Source organism: Stenotrophomonas sp. STEN240, assembly GCF_056756175.1.
Genome location: NZ_JBRRBO010000066.1, coordinates 1 through 16,776, shown reverse-complemented (window position 1 = coordinate 16,776; position 16,776 = coordinate 1). Strand labels below are relative to the sequence as shown.

14 protein-coding genes and 1 pseudogene are annotated in these 16,776 nt (G+C 63.8%); 10 read left to right on the top strand and 5 right to left on the bottom strand.

What is annotated here, in order from left to right:
- Window positions 1–192: 192 nt before the first annotated feature.
- Together rho and trxA are read right to left on the bottom strand one after the other, a co-directional pair.
- Window positions 193–1,944, bottom strand: coding sequence for a transcription termination factor Rho (rho, locus tag ACVOKO_RS18510; RefSeq protein WP_346500682.1), 1,752 nt, complete (start codon window positions 1,942–1,944; stop codon window positions 193–195).
- Between the two features lie 225 nt (window positions 1,945–2,169).
- The gene (gene trxA, locus ACVOKO_RS18505) at window positions 2,170–2,499 is read right to left on the bottom strand and encodes a thioredoxin TrxA (RefSeq protein ID WP_057628040.1); all 330 of its coding nucleotides are present in this window, start codon (window positions 2,497–2,499) and stop codon (window positions 2,170–2,172) included.
- Window positions 2,500–2,695: 196 nt separating this feature from the next.
- On the opposite strand from trxA, the gene rhlB reads away from it, so the two are divergent.
- The 7 genes from rhlB to ACVOKO_RS18470 all read left to right on the top strand — a co-directional run bounded on the left by rhlB (window position 2,696) and on the right by ACVOKO_RS18470 (window position 9,650).
- Entirely contained in the window at window positions 2,696–4,360 is a 1,665-nt protein-coding gene (gene rhlB / locus ACVOKO_RS18500; RefSeq protein ID WP_346500679.1) for an ATP-dependent RNA helicase RhlB, read from the top strand.
- Between the two features lie 273 nt (window positions 4,361–4,633).
- Complete coding sequence (ftsE, locus tag ACVOKO_RS18495) at window positions 4,634–5,320, top strand: cell division ATP-binding protein FtsE (RefSeq protein ID WP_346500677.1); 687 nt, start codon at window positions 4,634–4,636, stop codon at window positions 5,318–5,320.
- The gene (gene ftsX / locus ACVOKO_RS18490; RefSeq protein WP_346500675.1) at window positions 5,317–6,270 is read left to right on the top strand and encodes a permease-like cell division protein FtsX; all 954 of its coding nucleotides are present in this window, start codon (window positions 5,317–5,319) and stop codon (window positions 6,268–6,270) included. Before ftsE ends, ftsX begins: the two co-directional genes overlap by 4 nt.
- A gap of 7 nt (window positions 6,271–6,277) precedes the next feature.
- Complete coding sequence (locus ACVOKO_RS18485) at window positions 6,278–7,120, top strand: response regulator (protein WP_057628046.1); 843 nt, start codon at window positions 6,278–6,280, stop codon at window positions 7,118–7,120.
- Window positions 7,117–7,842, top strand: a complete 726-nt coding sequence (gene ung / locus ACVOKO_RS18480; protein WP_346500672.1) for a uracil-DNA glycosylase — start codon at window positions 7,117–7,119, stop codon at window positions 7,840–7,842. The genes ACVOKO_RS18485 and ung overlap by 4 nt, the downstream gene beginning before the upstream one ends.
- A gap of 178 nt (window positions 7,843–8,020) precedes the next feature.
- Window positions 8,021–8,896: an RNA polymerase sigma factor RpoH gene (gene rpoH / locus ACVOKO_RS18475; RefSeq protein ID WP_346500670.1), complete on the top strand. Its 876-nt coding sequence runs from the start codon at window positions 8,021–8,023 to the stop codon at window positions 8,894–8,896.
- A gap of 352 nt (window positions 8,897–9,248) precedes the next feature.
- Window positions 9,249–9,650 carry a GFA family protein gene (locus tag ACVOKO_RS18470; protein WP_346500668.1) on the top strand — a complete coding sequence of 134 codons (402 nt, stop codon included), beginning with the start codon at window positions 9,249–9,251 and terminating at the stop codon, window positions 9,648–9,650.
- A 14-nt stretch (window positions 9,651–9,664) separates the two neighbouring features.
- Here ACVOKO_RS18470 and ACVOKO_RS18465 read toward each other — a convergent pair whose 3' ends face one another.
- Entirely contained in the window at window positions 9,665–10,945 is a 1,281-nt protein-coding gene (locus ACVOKO_RS18465) for an NAD(P)/FAD-dependent oxidoreductase (RefSeq protein WP_346500666.1), read from the bottom strand.
- A 127-nt stretch (window positions 10,946–11,072) separates the two neighbouring features.
- On the opposite strand from ACVOKO_RS18465, the pseudogene ACVOKO_RS18460 reads away from it, so the two are divergent.
- From ACVOKO_RS18460 to ACVOKO_RS18450, 3 genes and pseudogenes are all read left to right on the top strand, one after another.
- Window positions 11,073–11,546, top strand: a pseudogene (locus ACVOKO_RS18460) (NYN domain-containing protein); the annotation flags it as partial.
- A 102-nt stretch (window positions 11,547–11,648) separates the two neighbouring features.
- A complete protein-coding gene (locus ACVOKO_RS18455; protein WP_430980818.1) occupies window positions 11,649–11,924 on the top strand; it encodes an OST-HTH/LOTUS domain-containing protein in 276 nt (91 codons plus the stop codon).
- Window positions 11,925–11,940: 16 nt separating this feature from the next.
- Complete coding sequence (locus ACVOKO_RS18450; protein WP_057628056.1) at window positions 11,941–12,561, top strand: glutathione S-transferase family protein; 621 nt, start codon at window positions 11,941–11,943, stop codon at window positions 12,559–12,561.
- A gap of 357 nt (window positions 12,562–12,918) precedes the next feature.
- On the opposite strand, the gene ACVOKO_RS18445 is transcribed toward ACVOKO_RS18450, so the two are convergent.
- Together ACVOKO_RS18445 and ACVOKO_RS18440 are read right to left on the bottom strand one after the other, a co-directional pair.
- A complete protein-coding gene (locus ACVOKO_RS18445) occupies window positions 12,919–13,206 on the bottom strand; it encodes a hypothetical protein (protein WP_346500664.1) in 288 nt (95 codons plus the stop codon).
- Window positions 13,207–13,347: 141 nt separating this feature from the next.
- On the bottom strand, window positions 13,348–16,440 hold the full coding sequence (locus ACVOKO_RS18440) for a TonB-dependent receptor (RefSeq protein WP_346500662.1): 3,093 nt from the start codon (window positions 16,438–16,440) through the stop codon (window positions 13,348–13,350).
- Window positions 16,441–16,776: the final 336 nt, after the last annotated feature.

Below are 16,776 nucleotides of genomic sequence, written 5' to 3'. Positions count from 1 at the left end.
GGTGGGTTGGGGCTTACGGGGAATTCCAAATTTTTGGGCCGTGCTTGTTTGGGCTGGGGGTTTACGGTTAAAGCTTCAGCCGTGCTGGGCTCGGCTCTACAGGTGAGGTGAGGCCGCATCGCCTGCCCAATCACCACACAACAAAAACCCCGCTTTCGCGGGGTTTTTGTCTGCAGCCAACTCCAACCGGAATCAGCGCTTCATCGAGCCGAAGAACTCGTCGTTGGACTTGGTGTTCTTCATCTTGTCCAGCAGGAACTCCATCGCAGCGATTTCGTCCATCGGATGCAGCAGCTTGCGCAGGATCCAGATCTTCTGCAGCAGCTCCGGTTCGATCAACAGGTCTTCGCGGCGGGTGCCGGAACGGTTGATGTCGATGGCCGGGTAGACGCGCTTTTCAGTGATGCGACGGTTCAAATGCACTTCGCTGTTGCCGGTGCCCTTGAATTCTTCGTAGATCACTTCGTCCATCTTCGAGCCGGTTTCAACCAGCGCGGTGGCGATGATGGTCAGCGAGCCGCCTTCTTCAACGTTACGTGCAGCACCGAAGAAACGCTTCGGGCGGTGCAGGGCGTTGGCGTCCACACCACCGGTCAGGACCTTGCCGGAGCTCGGTACGACGTTGTTGTAGGCGCGGGCCAGACGGGTGATCGAGTCGAGCAGGATCACCACGTCCTTCTTGTGCTCGACCAGGCGCTTGGCACGCTCGATCACCATTTCGGCGACCTGCACGTGACGCGCTGCCGGTTCGTCGAAGGTTGAGGAGACCACTTCGCCGCGCACGGTGCGCTGCATTTCGGTCACTTCTTCCGGGCGCTCATCCACCAGCAGCACGATCATGTGCACTTCCGGATGGTTGGTGGTGATGGCCGTGGCGATCTGCTGCATCATCATCGTCTTACCCGCCTTCGGCGGCGAGACGATCAGCGCGCGCTGGCCCTTGCCCTGCGGTGCCATCAGGTCGAGGATACGACCGGTGATGTCTTCCGAGGAGCCGTTGCCGCGCTCAAGCGTGAAGCGCTTGCGCGGGAACAGCGGGGTCAGGTTTTCGAACAGCACCTTGTTCTTCGAAGCTTCGATCGGCTCACCGTTGATGGTGTCCACGATCGACAGGGCGAAGTAACGCTCGCCGTCCTTCGGGAAGCGGATACGGCCGGACAGGTGGTCGCCGGTGCGCAGGTTGAAGCGGCGGATCTGGCTGGGCGAGATGTAGGTGTCGTCCGGGCCGGCCAGGTAGCTGGCCTCGGCCGCGCGCAGGAAGCCGAAGCCGTCCGGCAGGATTTCCAGCACGCCGTCGGCGGCGACGCCGTCACCGTGGCGGGTCAGCACCTTGAGCAGGGCGAAGATCACGTCCTGCTTGCGGGCACGCGCCACGCCTTCGGAGATCTGCAGCTGCTCGGCGATTTCCAGCAGCTTCTGCGCCGGCATCCGCTTCAGGTCGCTCAGCGAATAGACCGGGAAGCCTTCCGGCACGCCCGGCATCGAGCGCGGTACGAACGGCTCGTTGCCGCCATCGTTGCTCATGCCGTTGTCGTCACGCGGACGGTTGCGGTCACGGTCGCGACGGTTGCGGAAACGGTCGCGGCGGTTGCCTTGGCCCTGACCCTGACCCTGCTGGTTGTTCTGGCCGTAGCGCTGGTTGCTCTCGCCACCGTCCTGGCCGCCCTGCGACGCGTTGTCGCCGGAGCTTGCGGACGAGGCCTGGCCTTCGTTGCTGGACGCCGCCGCGGCAGGCGCAGGGGTCGGAGCAACGGGGGCTGGGGCAGCGGGGGCGGGTGCGGCAGCTACCGGCGCCGGAGCGGCGGGCAACGGCAGGGCCGGCTGTGCGGGAGCAGAGGCACCGCTGTCGGCGCTTTCAACTGCTTTGGCAACACGCGGCTTGCGCACGCGCTTCTCGACAGGAGCGTCGGTGCTCCCGGTTTCAGAAGGAGTGTTCTCGGACAAGTGCTTGATTCCTCTCGCTTAGACGTGCGAGCGCCCTGCGGGGCTGCGAATTGGTTGGGATGATCCGGACGAGAACCCGTCCAGAGGGTGCGGCACGCGAATGCTGCCGGATGTAGCGACACTAACACCGCCAAGCGCGGCGGTGCAAGCGCCTGCAGAACCCTGTTGGGCCGCGGTATGGCAGGCCCGGTGGCCGGCGGCACGGGGCCGCCGGACCTGGCTGGATCAGACCAGCGCCTTGTCGATCATCTGGCTCAGCTGGCCCTTGCCGACCGCGCCGATCTGGGTGGCCTGGATCTGGCCATCCTTGAACAGCAGCAGCATCGGGATCGAGCGCACGTGGTACTTGATCGCGGTGGCGCGATTTTCGTCCACATTGACCTTGGCGATCTTCAGCTTGCCGTCATAGGCGTCAGCCAATTCGTCCAAAACCGGGGAGATCATCTTGCACGGGCCGCACCATTCAGCCCAGAAATCCACCAGGACCGGTTCGCTCGATTGCAGGACGGCGCTGTCGAAGTCGGCGTCGCCGACGTGTAAAACCTTATCGCTCACTTGGAGTCTCCTGGTGCAATGCGACTGCCCATGCCGGGTTGGCCGTCGCATTGCGGTAAACTGGGGCATTGCGCGGACAGTGGGCAGGGCCCAGGTGTCGCGCGACCCGGCGCAGGGGCCGCAGTGTGCGACGGTGCCCGAATCGATGCAAGCTGCCCGGCCACACTGACCGGCTGGCACTACAAAGACGAAATCAATGAGCGACAAACCGCTAACCGACGTAACGTTTTCTTCCTTCGACCTGCAGCCTTCGCTGCTGGCAGGCCTTGAGGGCGCAGGTTTCACTCGCTGCACCCCCATTCAGGCGCTGACCTTGCCGGTGGCTCTGCCAGGCGGCGATGTCGCCGGCCAGGCGCAGACCGGCACCGGCAAGACGCTGGCCTTCCTGGTCGCCGTCGCCAACCGCCTGCTCACCCGCCCGGCGCTGGCTGACCGAAAGCCGGAGGATCCGCGCGCGCTGATCCTGGCCCCGACCCGCGAGCTGGCCATCCAGATCCACAAGGACGCGATGAAGTTCGCCTCCGACACCGGCCTGCGCTTCGCGCTGGTCTACGGTGGCGTGGATTACGACAAGCAGCGCGAGCTGCTGCAGCAGGGCGTGGACGTGATCATCGCCACCCCCGGCCGCCTGATCGACTACGTCAAGCAGCACAAGGTGGTTTCGCTGCACGCCTGCGAAATCTGCGTGCTGGACGAAGCCGACCGCATGTTCGACCTGGGCTTCATCAAGGACATCCGCTTCCTGCTGCGGCGCATGCCCGAGCGCACCACGCGCCAGACCCTGCTGTTCAGCGCCACCCTCAGCCACCGCGTGCTGGAGCTGGCCTACGAACACATGAACGAGCCGCAGAAGCTGGTGGTGGAGACCGAAAGCATCACCGCCGACCGCGTGCGCCAGCGCATCTATTTCCCCGCCGACGAAGAAAAGCTGCCGCTGCTGATCGGCCTGCTGTCGCGCAGTGAAGGCGCCCGCACCATGGTGTTCGTCAACACCAAGGTGTTTGTCGAGCGCGTTGCGCGCGCGCTGGAACGTGCCGGCTACCGCGTCGGCGTGCTGTCCGGCGACGTGCCACAGAAGAAGCGTGAGAGCCTGCTCAACCGCTTCCAGAAGGGCCAGCTGGAAGTGCTGGTCGCCACCGATGTGGCCGCCCGCGGCCTGCACATCGACGGCATCAAGTACGTCTACAACTACGATCTGCCGTTCGACGCCGAAGACTATGTGCACCGCATCGGTCGTACCGCGCGTCTGGGCGAAGAAGGCGATGCGATCAGCTTCGCCTGCGAGCGCTATGCGATCAGCCTGCCGGACATCGAGGCTTACATCGAGCAGAAGATCCCGGTTGAAGCGGTCACTGCCGAAGTGCTGACCGCGCTGCCGCGCCCGGAGCGCGCACCGCTGGAAGCCGGCGAAGAAGAAGAAAGCGTTGGCAGCATCTTCCGCGAAGCGCGCGAGCAGAAGGCCGCTGACGAAGCCCGTCGTGGTGGTGGTCGCACCGGCGCCAAGCCTGGCGAACGTCGTGGTGAGCGCAGTGCTGATGGCAAGCCGCGTCCGCCCCGCAAACCGCGCGTCGAGGGCGCCGCTGCCACTGCCGAAGGCACGCCCAAGCCGCCGCGTCCGGCCGCCGAAGGTGCGCCGCATGCCGCCAACAACCCGGCCGAGGAAGGCGAGCGCGGACAGCGCAAGCGTCGTCGCCGTCGTCATGGCCGTCCGGTTGAAGGCGCCGAAGGTGCAGCACCGGCAGTGGCCAGCAACAACGGCCCGGTACAGGTACAGGCCAAGCCGATGCGCGCTGGCAACGACAATGATTCGTTCCTGACCCGCCTCGGCCGCAAGATCCGCCGGATGCTGTCAGGCAGCTGATCGCTGCGAAAGCCTCCCCTGCAAGGGGAGGCAGAAGGCGGTTGGTAGTGCCGAGCCATGCTCGGCAGGGGCTTCCCCAAAGATGCGAAGGTAGTGCCGAGCCATGCTCGGCAGGGGCTTTCCAAGCAATGCCAAGGTAGTGCCGAGCCATGCTGGGCAGAGGCTTTCCCGGTAAGGCCCCTGCCGAGCATGGCTCGGCACTACAGGGCATATCCGGCATTACACGTGACCTGCATCTCCGCAGTCTGCCTGCGCTCCTGCATAATCGGCAGGATGAGCGTTCTGCGTTTTGACAATGTCAGCAAACAATACGCCGGCGGCCACCAGGCGCTGGTGGATGTCAGCTTTGAAGTGGCGGCCGGTGAAATGCTGTTCGTCACCGGGCACTCCGGTGCCGGCAAGAGCACCCTGCTCAAGTTGATCCACCTCAGCGAACGGCCCAGCCGTGGCGCGGTCATCTTCGGCGAGCGCAACCTGCTCAAGGTGCGGGGCGGCAAGGTTGCCCTGCACCGGCGCGAAGTAGGCGCGGTCTATCAGGACCACCGGCTGCTGGTGGACCGCAGCATCGGCGAAAACGTCGCGCTGCCATTGATCCTGCGCGGCGACCGCCGTGCCGATACCGGCAAGCGGGTGCGTTCGGTGCTGGAGCGGATGGGTCTTGGCCATCGCGAGAAGGCACTGCCCAGCGAACTGTCAGCCGGTGAGCAGCAGCGTGTCGGCATTGCCCGCGCGATTGTCGCCGAGCCCAAACTGCTGGTGGCCGACGAGCCTACCGGCAACCTCGACCCGACCCTGGCGGCGGAAATCATGACCCTGTTTGCAGAACTGCCGGCACGCGGTACCAGCGTGCTGGTGGTCAGCCATGATCTGGCCCTGCTCAAGCAGATGCGCAAGCGCGTGCTGATTCTCGACCACGGCCGTCTGGTCGATGACATCTCGCCGCAGGATCTGGCCGAATGAGCAGCAGCAAACCCGAAAACACCGGCAGCGCCGCGCCGTCGCGGCTGTTCACCTGGCTCAACCATCATCTGCACAGCGTGGTGTTCAGCCTTGGCCGTGCCGCGCGCAAGCCGTGGGCGACCGCGCTGACCGTGGCGGTGATGGCGCTGGCCCTGGCGTTGCCGCTGGGGTTGTCTATCGCCTTGGACAACCTCAAACATTTCGCCGGCAGCGTGCAGCAGTCGCGCGATATCAATCTGTTCCTGAAGACCGATGTCGATGCAGCGGCGGCGCAGGAACTGGTCACCAGCCTGCGTGCACGCGCCGATGTCGGCCAGGTGCTGCTGCGTACGCCGGACGAAGGCCTGGCCGAGCTGCGGCAGAACGCCGGGCTGGGCGAAGCCATCGATGCGCTGGGCGAGAACCCCTTGCCGACCTTGCTGATCGTCACCCCGGCCAACGGCGATGACGCGGCCCTGGCCAAATCGCTGGAAGCGCTGCCGCAGGCCGATCTGGTCCAACACGATGCGCTGTGGCGGCAGCGGCTGGATGGTTGGCTGAATTTCGGCGCGCGGCTGGTGCAGGTGTTGTCGGCACTGCTGGGGCTGGGCGCGGCGCTGGTGGTGGGCAATACCGTGCGTCTGGATATCCAGGCGCGGCGCGAAGAAATCGGCGTACTGCAGCTGCTCGGTGCCAGCGATGGCTTCATCCGCCGTCCGTTTGTCTACCTGGGCGCGTGGTACGGGCTGGCTGCCGGCGCGTTGGCGCTGGGCTTGATCGCCCTGTGCGGGCTGGCATTGCGGCCACCGTTGGCAAACCTGTCGCAAAGCTACGGCAGCCCTTTCATCTTGCATGGCCTGGATTTGCTGCATTCGGGCATGGTGCTGGTAGGCACCACGATTCTGGGTTGGTTGGGGGCATGGCTGGTGACGGGCCACTTCCTCAGGCAGACTCGCCCGACTGAAACCTGAGGCCCGCATGTCCACGCACGAGCTCAAGCACCTGATCAGCGACGCACCCCGAGTAATGGTGGTCGATGGATCCAAACTGGTACGGCGTTTGATCAGCGACGTGCTCAAGCGCGAACTGCCCGATGTCGAAGTAGTGGGCTGCGCCAGCATTGCAGAGGCGCGCGAGGCGCTCGCCGCCGGCCCGGTACACCTGGTCACCACCTCGCTGGCCTTGCCCGATGGCGATGGCCTGGCGCTGGCCCGTGGCGTCCGCGAGACCGCCGGGCAGGCCTATGTGCCGGTGATCGTGGTCTCCGGTGATGCCCAGCAACATCTGGAGCAGCGCCGCTTCACCGAATACGTCACCGATTATTTCGACAAGGCGCTGGGCCACGAAGCCCTGGCCACCTTCATCCGTGGCTATGTGCAGCCCGAGCCGGTAGCCAATGCCACCGTGCTTTACGTCGAGGACAGTCGCGTGGTGGCCGAGGCCACCAAGCGCATGCTCGAACGCCATGACCTGCATGTAGTGCACGTGCTTACCGCCGAAGATGCGTTTTCGCTGCTCACCGCCGAATCGCTGGGCCGCACCACGCGGCAGGTGGATCTGGTGCTGACCGACGTCACCCTCAAGGGCGAGCTCAGTGGCCGCGATGTGGTTGAACGCATCCGCGTCGACTTCGCCTATGGCAAGCGTCGCCTGCCGGTGCTGGTGATGACCGGTGATGGCAACCCGCACAATCAGTCGGCATTGCTGCAGTCCGGCGCCAATGATCTGGTGCAGAAACCCATTGAAGAACGTCTGCTGGTGACCAAGGTGCTGTTCCAGCTGCGGCTGGCGCGCATGGCACAGCCGGCGGTGGTGCTGTGAGCGAAGACGGTACCCAGATCCAGCTTGAGCCCAGTTGGAAGGCACGCATCGGCGACTGGCTGCTGCGTCCGGAGATGCGTGAGCTGTCGGCCTTCCTGCGCAAGCGCAAGGCGGCCGGTGCGCATGTATTCCCGCCGGGCCCGCAGATTTTCGCCGCCTTCGATGCCACGCCGTTCGAGCAGGTAAAGGTGGTGGTGCTGGGGCAGGACCCTTACCACGGCTATGGCCAGGCCCATGGCCTGAGTTTTTCGGTCCTGCCGGATGTGCCGGTGCCGCCATCGTTGCTCAATATCTATAAAGAGCTTGAGACCGACCTCGCCATTCCGCGCCCGGACCATGGCTGCCTGCTGCCGTGGGCGCAGCAGGGCGTGCTGCTGCTCAATGCCGTGTTGACGGTGGAAGAGGGCAAGGCCGGCGCGCATCAGAAGCGTGGCTGGGAGGGTTTCACCGACCATGTGGTCGATGTGCTCAACCGCGAGCGCGAAGGCCTGGTATTCCTGCTGTGGGGCGCCTACGCCCAGCAGAAGGGCAAGGTCATCGATACCGGCCGCCATCGCGTGCTGAAGGCCCCGCATCCGTCGCCGTTGTCGGCGCACCGGGGCTTTCTGGGCTGCCGGCATTTCTCGCAGACCAACGACTACCTGGCCCGCCGCGGGCAGGCGCGGATTGACTGGCGTTTGCCGGCCCGGGCAGCGCTGCAGCCGGCACCTGCTGGCAGCTGAATTTCCTTGATCCGTGTCATATCGCGGTGACCTTGGCTTTGCTACCTTGGCGGTCCTTGGAATGCCTACGTTGCTGTCGCCTATTCAGGTTTGACCCTGGGTTTGCTGACAAAAACAGAACGCTGGAACTTTTTCTGTACCGAGCAGTCCAATAGTTCGACTGCTAAGATGAGGTCCTATGAACCTGAACACCTCCACTGCCCTTGTGGCAAACAATCTCCCGATTCCCAGTGCGCTCGGTTCGCTGGACGCCTACATCGGTGCCGTGCACCAGATCCCGGTGCTGTCGGTCGATGAGGAACAGGACCTGGCCCGCCGCTTCCGTGACGAACAGGACCTGCACGCCGCGCGTGAGCTGGTGCATTCGCACCTGCGCTTCGTGGTGCACGTGGCCCGCGGTTACAACGGCTACGGCCTGCAGCTGGGCGACCTGATCCAGGAAGGCAACATCGGCCTGATGAAGGCGGTCAAGCGCTTCGACCCGGACATGGGCGTGCGCCTGGTGTCCTTCGCCGTGCATTGGATCCGTGCCGAGATGCACGAGTTCATCCTCAAGAACTGGCGCATCGTCAAGGTCGCCACGACCAAGGCGCAGCGCAAGCTGTTCTTCAACCTGCGCAAGTCAAAGACCCGTCTGGGCTGGATGAACGCTGCTGAGGTCAGCGCGGTTGCCAAGGATCTGAACGTCTCCGAGCGTGAAGTGATGGAGATGGAATCGCGTCTGTCCGGCCGTGACATCGGTTTCGATGCGCCGTCCGATGACGACGACGATCATGCGCCGCCGTCGCCGGCTGCGTATCTGGTCGCACGCGATGAAGATCCGTCGCAGGCCTACGAGCGTGAGGACAGCGAAGACAATCAGCTGAGCCTGCTGCGTGAAGGCCTGTCCAAGCTTGACCAGCGTTCGCGCGACATCATCGCCCGCCGTTGGTTGGATGCCGACAGCAAGGTGACGCTGCAGGAACTGGCAGATGAGTACGGCGTATCGGCCGAGCGCATCCGCCAGATCGAAGCGAACGCGCTGAAGAAGATGAAGGCATTGTTCGCCGCCTGAGCAAGGCCGCAGCGATGAACGCCAAAGGCCCGGGGAAACCCGGGCCTTTGCGTTGTAGTGCCGAGCCATGCTCGGCAGGGGCCTTACCCATAGCGTAAGGCCCATGTAGTGCCGAGCCATGCTCGGCTGGGGCCTTACCCGTAGCATAAGGCCCATGTAGTGCCGAGCCATGCTCGGCTGGGGCTTCATGCACGGACCAACCGTCGTCGGTAAGACCCCAGCCGAGCGTGGCTCGGCACTACAAGAGCGGCGATGTCGGTAAAGCCCCTGCCGAGCATGGCTCGGCACTACAGGTGATCGCGCATGGCTTTCCCGTGTAAATTCGGCATTCCTCTTTGCGCCGGATCTGACGATGAAAGGAAACTGCCTGTGTGGTGCTGTCGAAGTGATCGCCAACGACAGTTCCGAGATTGGCCTGTGCCACTGCAGCATGTGCCGGCGCTGGTCCGGCGGTCCGTTGTTCGCGGTGCATTGCGATGACCAGGTGCAGGTGCTCGGCGACACCGTGAAAAGCTACCGCTCCTCGGACTGGGCCGAGCGTGGCTTCTGCGGGCAGTGCGGTACGCACCTGTATTACCGGCTGGTGCCGGACGGCGAGTATTTCGTACCGGCCGGCGTGTTCCAGGATCACAGCTTCGAGCTGGCCAGCCAGATCTTCATCGACGAAAAGCCGCCGTACTACGACCTGGCCAACCAGACGCCGATGCTGACCGGACGCGAAGTATTCGAACAGTTCGCCAACGGCGGCAGCTGACCGTGTGAGCCGGCTCAGCCTGCCGGCTCCTTGCCATCGTCCTCGTCGGCATCGCCGAGGATGATGCGCGCGCTGCGCTGGTAGCTCCAATAGGCCACCGCCCAGTTCAGCAGCACCACCAGCCGGTTGCGGAAGCCGATCAGGAAGAACACGTGCGCTGCCAGCCAGAACCACCACGCCAACAGGCCTGACAGCTGCAGTTTGCCGACGTGGACGATGGCCGCCATGCGGCCGATGGTGGCCAGGTTGCCCTGGTCGCTGTAACGGAACGCGGCAGGCACTGGCTTGCCGGCAAGGCGGGCGCTGATCACCTGCGCCACGTACTTGCCCATCTGCTTGGCCGCTGGCGCAACACCGGGAACCGGCCGGCCATTGGCCTGGGTCAGCGCGACCAGGTCACCGCCGACGAAGATCTCCGGGTGGCCAGGAATGGTGAGGTCAGGCTCGACCAGCACGCGGCCGGCACGGTCCAACGGCACCTCCAGCGTGCGCGCCAGCGGTGAAGCGGCCACACCAGCGGCCCACACCACCGTGCGTGCCGGCACATGCGTGTCGCCGAGCTGGAAGCCGTGTCCGTCGATATGGCTGACCGCAGTGCCGGTGAGCACTTCCACGCCCAGTTTTTCCAGCTGGCGGCGTGCCTTCAAGGACAGCGTTTCCGGGAACGAGGACAGCACGCGTTGGCCGGCTTCCACCAGCCGCACCTTGGCATCGGCCGGGTTGATGTGCCGGAATTCGTTCTTCAGCGTGTGGCGGGCGATTTCGGCCAGGGTACCGGCCAATTCCACCCCGGTAGGGCCGCCGCCGACGATGGCGAAGCTCAGCCACGCGGCGCGCTTGGCCGGGTCGGATTCGGCCTCGGCGCGTTCGAACGCCAGCAGCAGCTTGCGGCGCAGGTAGAGCGCGTCATCCAGGGTCTTCAGGCCGGGCGCGTCGGCGGCCCATTCGTCATGGCCGAAATAGGCGTGGGTGGCGCCGCTGGCGAGCAGCAGCATGTCGTAGCCGAGCTGGCTGCCGTCGCCGAGATGCAGTTGCCGGGCGTGCTTGTCGATGGAGGTCACCTCGCCCAGGCGGACCTCGACGTTGCGCTGCTTGCCGAGGATATGGCGCAGCGGGGCGGCGATATCCGGTGCCGACAAGCCGGCCGTGGCAACCTGGTAGAGCAGGGGCTGGAACAGATGGTGATTGCGGCGGTCGACCAGGGTGATGCGCAGTGGCGCATCGGCCAGCGCACGGCTGGCCCAGAGCCCGGCGAAACCACCGCCGACGACGACAAGATGCGGGTGTTGCGGCATGACGTACTCCGATGGGGCCGGTGAACCGGCCATGGGGGCGGGTTGTCAGCCGGCATCATCGCATTGATGTGCTTTGAAACAGCGATGACCGATACTGGCACTCAGCTTGTCGCCATGGAGTTGCCCCGTGTCTGAGCCTGAAAAGCGTATCGCGCTGTTGATCGACGCCGACAACGCGCCGTCGTCGAAGATCGACGAGATCCTTGTGGAAGTGGCTGCCTTTGGTGTGGCCAACGTGCGCCGCGCCTATGGTGACTGGAAGAACCCGCGGTTGAAGGGCTGGGAAAGCGTGCTGCACGAGTTCGCGATCCGCCCGATCCAGCAGTTCGCCTATTCCAAGGGCAAGAACGCCTCGGACATGGCGATGGTGGTCGATGCGATGGACCTGCTGTACGCGCGCAACCTGGACGGCTTTGCGATTGTCTCCAGCGATGCTGACTTCACCCCGCTGGTGATGCGCATCCTTACTGACGGCTTGAAGGTGTACGGCTTTGGCCAGCAGAAAACACCATTGGCCTTCGTCAATGCCTGCTCGAAGTTCATCTATCTGGAAGCGCTGGGTAATGCGCCAGCGGAGACGGCCGAGCCGGCCGCCAGCACCGCACCGGCAAGCAGCGAACCAACGAGTAGCGAAGCGACAAGCAGTGAACCGGCAAGTAGCGAGCCGACAAGCAGTGAATCGGCGGAGTCACCTGCAGCACCGATTACTCCGCGCACTGCCAATGAGCTGCGCGGCGATACGCGCCTGCTCAACCTGCTGCGTGGCGCGGTGGATGCGGTTGCCGACGAGCAGGGTTGGGCCCTGCTGAGCGCGGTAGGCAATCAGATTGCAAACCGGGCCTCGTTTGATTCGCGCAACTATGGCTATCGCAAGTTGAGCGACCTGATCGCCGCGACCGGTTTGTTCGAGGTCAAGCGCGCCGGCAAGGCATCGGCGGTGCGCGCGCTGCCGCGCAAGGGCGCGCGTGATGAAACCTGATGGAAGGAGTGACTGAATGTTGAAGATCTGGGGCCGGCGCAATTCCAGCAATGTGCGCAAAGTGCTGTGGTGTGCCGAGGAGATCGGCTTGCCGTATGAATCCATCGAAGTTGGCGGCGCGTTTGGTGGCACGCAGAGCGCCGAATACCGCGCGATGAATCCCAACGGGTTGGTGCCGGTGATCGAAGACCATGGCCTGCCGGTATGGGAATCCAATGCCATCGTCCGTTACCTGAGCGCACGTTATGCGCTGGACGTGCTGTATCCGGCAGATCCGGTGGAACGCGCGCGCAGCGAGCAGTGGATGGATTGGACCACCTCGAGTTTCGCGGTGGCGTTCCGTGATCTGTTCTGGGGCGTGCTGCGCACCGCGCCGGCGGACCGTGATGAGGCGCGCATCGCAGCGGCCTTGCTGCGCTGTGGCGAGCTGCTGACGCTTGCCGACGCGGCATTGGCCGAGCAGCCGTGGCTGTCTGGCGAACGTTTCGCGATGGGCGATATTCCGTTGGGGTCGTTTATCTACGCCTGGTTTGAAATGCCGATCCAACGCCCGGAGCTGCCGCATTTGGCGGCGTGGTATGCACGGTTGCAGCAGCGGCCAGCGTATCGGAAGGGAGTCATGACGGCGCTGACTTGAGTTGATGCGAGGATTTTTGAATGCGGGAATGCGGGAATGCGGGAATGCGGGAATGCGGGAATGCGGGAATGCGGGAGCGCAGAAGCAGAGAAGCGCAGGAATGCAGGAATGCAGGAATGCAGGAATTGCGGGAGCACAGGAATGCGAGCCCCTCTCCCGCTTGCGGGAGAGGGGTTGGGGTGAGGGGAGCTTTTGACTTTGCCTTGTGGTTTCTTTGCCCGGAAATGCCGTAGAAGCACAAACAACAGCAACAGCAAAAGCAAAAGCAAAAGCAAAAGCAAAAGCAAAAGCGCCCCCAACCGCCCTTCGGGCACCTTCCCCCGCAGGCGGGAGAAGGGAAGGCGCCTCCTTCGGTCTTTACAGTGGCTGCAAACGCCAAAGCAACGGCAGCAGCCAAAGCAACAGCAGCAGCCGCAGTCGCAGCAGCAGCCACAGCCACAGCAGCAGCCACAGCCACAGCCACAGCCACAGCCACAGCGCCCCCCATCCGCCCTTCGGGCACCTTCCCCCGCAGGCGGGAGAAGGGAAGGCGGTCTCCTTCGGTCTTTGCAGTGGCTGCAAACGCCAAAGCAACAGCCACAGCAACGGCTCCAGCACCAGCAACAGCAACAGCAACAGCAACAGCAACAGCAACAGCAACAGCATCCCATCCGCCTTTCGGGCACCTTCAACGCCAACGGGAGAAGGGAAGGCATTCTGCTTGCGGCGTTGCTGCAATGAAAAAGCCGCGCTGTTGCCAGCGCGGCTTTTCATCAACTCCGTGCGCTGGGCACGGTTACAACCGTCTTAGAACTTCCAGTTCACGCCGAAATAGACCACACGGCCTGCATAACCATTGGAATAGAAGCGCGCCTTGGTGTCGTTGCCCAGATGGGTGCGCGTCTCTTCCTTGGTCAGGTTCAACACCGAGGCACTCAGGCTCAACGCCGGGGTGATGTTGTAGGCGGCGTTCAGATCGATCTGCTGGTAGGGCTCCTGATAGAGATTCAGGCCGCTGACCAGGCCCTGCACCACTTCACCGCGACGGTTCCATGAGGCACGCAGCAGCAGCTTTTCCACTTCATAGAACACGGTGAAGTTGGCCTGGTTCTCGGCGCTGCCAACCAGCGGTGACTTGCCGATCTCGGTGCCGTCTTCCAGGGTGATCGCCGCTTCGTTGGTGTCGTTCCAGGTGTAGTTCGCCTGGAAGCCGAGGCCGAAGTCCAGCGTGTGCTGGGCGTAGAACTCCAGGCCCTGCGATACCGCATCACGACCACCGGCGGTGGTGGAGTAGTTCTGTACCACCACGGTCTGGCCGCCGACGTTCTGCGTTACGTCCTGCACCACCGGTACCGAGAAGTTGCTGACGTCCTTGCGGAACAGGCCCAGACCCAGCACCGAGCCGGGTTGGAAGTACCACTCCACGCCGATGTCGTACTGGGTGGCCTTGTAGGCTTCCAGATTCTTGTTGCTGCCCGAGCCGTACCAGCCCTGTTCACTGGCGCCACCGGTGAGGCGGCGGTCGTTGACGTATTCGGGGCTGAAGTACTCCAGGCTGCCCGGAGCGGCGATGTTGTTGTAACTCGGGCGCGCGATCACCTTGGAGGCTGCCGCACGCAGCAGCAGGTTGTCGGTCAGGTCATAGGCCAGGTTGAAGCTGGGCAGCACGTCGGTGTAGCTGCGGTCCAGGCCGGTGACCGCGAACGACTCTTCGCGCTGCTGGTCGTCCGAGAGTCGCCAGTATTTTTCGCTGCCGCAGTAGGTATCAACGGGCGCGCCACCCGGCACCGGATCGGTATCTTGGCAGGCCAACGGGTTGCCGTTGGCATCGTCGAAGAAGTAGTCGTTGTACGAGGTGACCTTGTCGGTGGAATCGGCGTGTTGGCGAGTGCTGACCACGCGCACGCCGACGTTGCCGCGCAGGCGCTCGGTACGGAAATTGGCCTGCAGGTAGGTGGAGTAGATTTTTTCGTCCACGTTGTAGACGAAGTTGTCCTCGTTGCGGGTCTGCATCGGCCCGTAGGTCTTGTTCAGATGGGCGATGTAGGCCGGGTAGTTGATGGCCGGGAACGCGCTTGCATTGATGCCGCCGGCCAGGTTGCCCATGCCGTAGATGAAGTCGGGCGAGAACTGCTGGGCGACGTCGTTGCAGCGGCCGTTCCAGTAGCGGTTGCCGTAGTCGCTGGCGTCGGTGCCCGGGCAAGCCCAGTAGCTGTTACCAGTGCTGCGGTGGATGCCGCCGTCACGGTACTTGACGCCGAACTGCAGCGATTCCAGGAAGCCGGAGTCGTTGTGCCAGGTGGTATCGATCTGAGCGTATTTCTGCTGGTTGGTGTTGCGGGTCCATGACGAGCCGGTGGAGCCAAGGTCAACCTGCAGAATGCCGTTTTTCAGGTTCTGCATCAGTTCCGGCGAGAACGCCATCGACGGTGTGCCGGTCAGGTTCCAGGAGCTGGCCAGGTTGCCCAGGTTCCAGCTGCCGTCGGCATTCTGGCTGCGCGGCTTGAGCGGCACCGAGAACTGCAGCGACGGGCCACCCTTGGCCCAGGTGCGGCCGCCCTTGAAGGAGATGTCGACCGACTCGCCGATCCATTCGGCGGAGAAATCAGCGGTCTGCGACAGTGCCTTTTCGAGGTTGTAGCTGCCGGTGATCTGCGGAGTCGGTACGGTACAGTCGTCGGAACCCCAGCCGCCCGGCTGCCGACCCGCCGCGATCTCTTCCTTCGTCGGCTCCTTGCAGTAATACGTTTTGCCCGGGTGCTTGCTGTAGTCGGCGCCGGTGACGATGGTGCCACTCGGGTCCATGGTCAGCCCATCGAGCAGGCGGCCGCCGGCCCAGTTGCCATCGCCCCAGTAGCGGGCGATGTTCCATTCCGGCACCTTGATGGTGTGGGTCTGGGAGTCCTGCGACAGGTCGAAGCGGAAGTAGTTCGCGGTCAGGGTGAGGTTGTCCAGCGGCTTGAACTGGAGGGTTATCTGGCCGCCCTTGCGCTCGCGTTCCTCTTCCGTGACGTCGAGGTTCACCGAGGTCGGCATCATGAAGCCGGTGTAGTACTTGCCGTTCTGGTCGTAGAAGCCGGTACCGCCCCACCAGTTGGAATTGAAGTCGGAGGGGTTGCCTTTGACGTCAACTGCAGTGCCACCTTCGTCACGGCCATACCAGGACCAGCCTTCGGTGCTGGCGCCCATGGTGCGGGTAGTGCGCTTCTGGTCGGTGTAACCGACGAACACGCCGAAGCGCTCGTCCTTGTCGTGCCACGAGTACGAGGCGGAAAGCTGGCCGTCGGTCTTCTTGCTGGTGTCGGCCCAGGTGCCTTCAACGGAGACGAAGCCGGTGTTGGCTTCCATGTCCAGCGGGCGGCGCGTGTGCAGGATCACCGTGCCGCCGATGCCGCCTTCGTCGATGCGCGCTTCCGGCGACTTGAACAGCTCGGCGCTGCCCAGCATGTTCGACGGCAGCAGGGTGTAGTTGAACGAACGGGTCGGGTCGCCGTTGGATTCGGCGGTGGCCACGTAGTTGCCGTTCAACTCGGTCAGGGTCAGCTCCGAGGACAGGCCGCGCACGCTGACGTTCTTACCTTCGCCACCGTCGCGGGTGATGATCACGCCGGGCACGCGCTGCAGCGCGTCGGCCACGTTCTTGTCGGGGAACTTGCCGACGTCTTCGGCGGTGATCACCTCGACCACGGCATTGGCGTCGCGCTTCTGCTCAAGGCTTTTTTCGATGGCGTAGCGGTAGCCGGTGACGGTGACGCTGTCGAGCGTGGTGGCATCGGCGCTGCTGGTGGTAGTTGCCTGCTGCGCCAACGCAACGCCGGGTACGGCGGCGACGGCGAACAAGGCCACGGCAATGGCGGCGGACAAGGTGTCCCGGCCCTGCTTGGGTTTGATCTGTTTCATTCCACTCTCTCCCTCTCCTGGATTGAATTGTCTGCTGAAACGTTGACTTGTATCGATCTAAAAAACCAGTGAAACCGGGGCCTGGTGGTGCGTCCGCTCAAGATCTGATTGGCGTCTGCCCGGGCTGCCGTTGCCGGGGATCGTGGGGGTGTCGATTTGGATCGATCTAAACGATTGGCGCGCATTTTTTAGCACAGCCTCGGGGCGGACGCATGTTGCTACGCAATATGGCCGGGTCGGTGGGATTGGCGGGGCAAGGGGCGGAAGGGGTAGTGGGGGGGGAGAATACGAGTGGGGAATTCAGAGAAAACGAAAGAGCGGACGGGAGGGGCACGA

Bases quoted from the DNA above. Each gene is read 5' to 3' on its own strand.
- ACVOKO_RS18485 (WP_057628046.1), top strand. From the start codon at position 6,278: ATGTCCACGCACGAGCTCAAGCACCTGATCAGCGACGCACCCCGAGTA.
- ftsX (WP_346500675.1), top strand. From the start codon at position 5,317: ATGAGCAGCAGCAAACCCGAAAACACCGGCAGCGCCGCGCCGTCGCGG.
- ACVOKO_RS18440 (WP_346500662.1), bottom strand. From the start codon at position 16,440: ATGAAACAGATCAAACCCAAGCAGGGCCGGGACACCTTGTCCGCCGCC.
- rpoH (WP_346500670.1), top strand. From the start codon at position 8,021: ATGAACCTGAACACCTCCACTGCCCTTGTGGCAAACAATCTCCCGATT.
- ACVOKO_RS18450 (WP_057628056.1), top strand. From the start codon at position 11,941: ATGTTGAAGATCTGGGGCCGGCGCAATTCCAGCAATGTGCGCAAAGTG.
- rhlB (WP_346500679.1), top strand. From the start codon at position 2,696: ATGAGCGACAAACCGCTAACCGACGTAACGTTTTCTTCCTTCGACCTG.
- ACVOKO_RS18465 (WP_346500666.1), bottom strand. From the start codon at position 10,945: ATGCCGCAACACCCGCATCTTGTCGTCGTCGGCGGTGGTTTCGCCGGG.
- ftsE (WP_346500677.1), top strand. From the start codon at position 4,634: ATGAGCGTTCTGCGTTTTGACAATGTCAGCAAACAATACGCCGGCGGC.
- ACVOKO_RS18445 (WP_346500664.1), bottom strand. From the start codon at position 13,206: ATGCTGTTGCTGTTGCTGTTGCTGTTGCTGTTGCTGTTGCTGTTGCTG.
- ACVOKO_RS18470 (WP_346500668.1), top strand. From the start codon at position 9,249: ATGAAAGGAAACTGCCTGTGTGGTGCTGTCGAAGTGATCGCCAACGAC.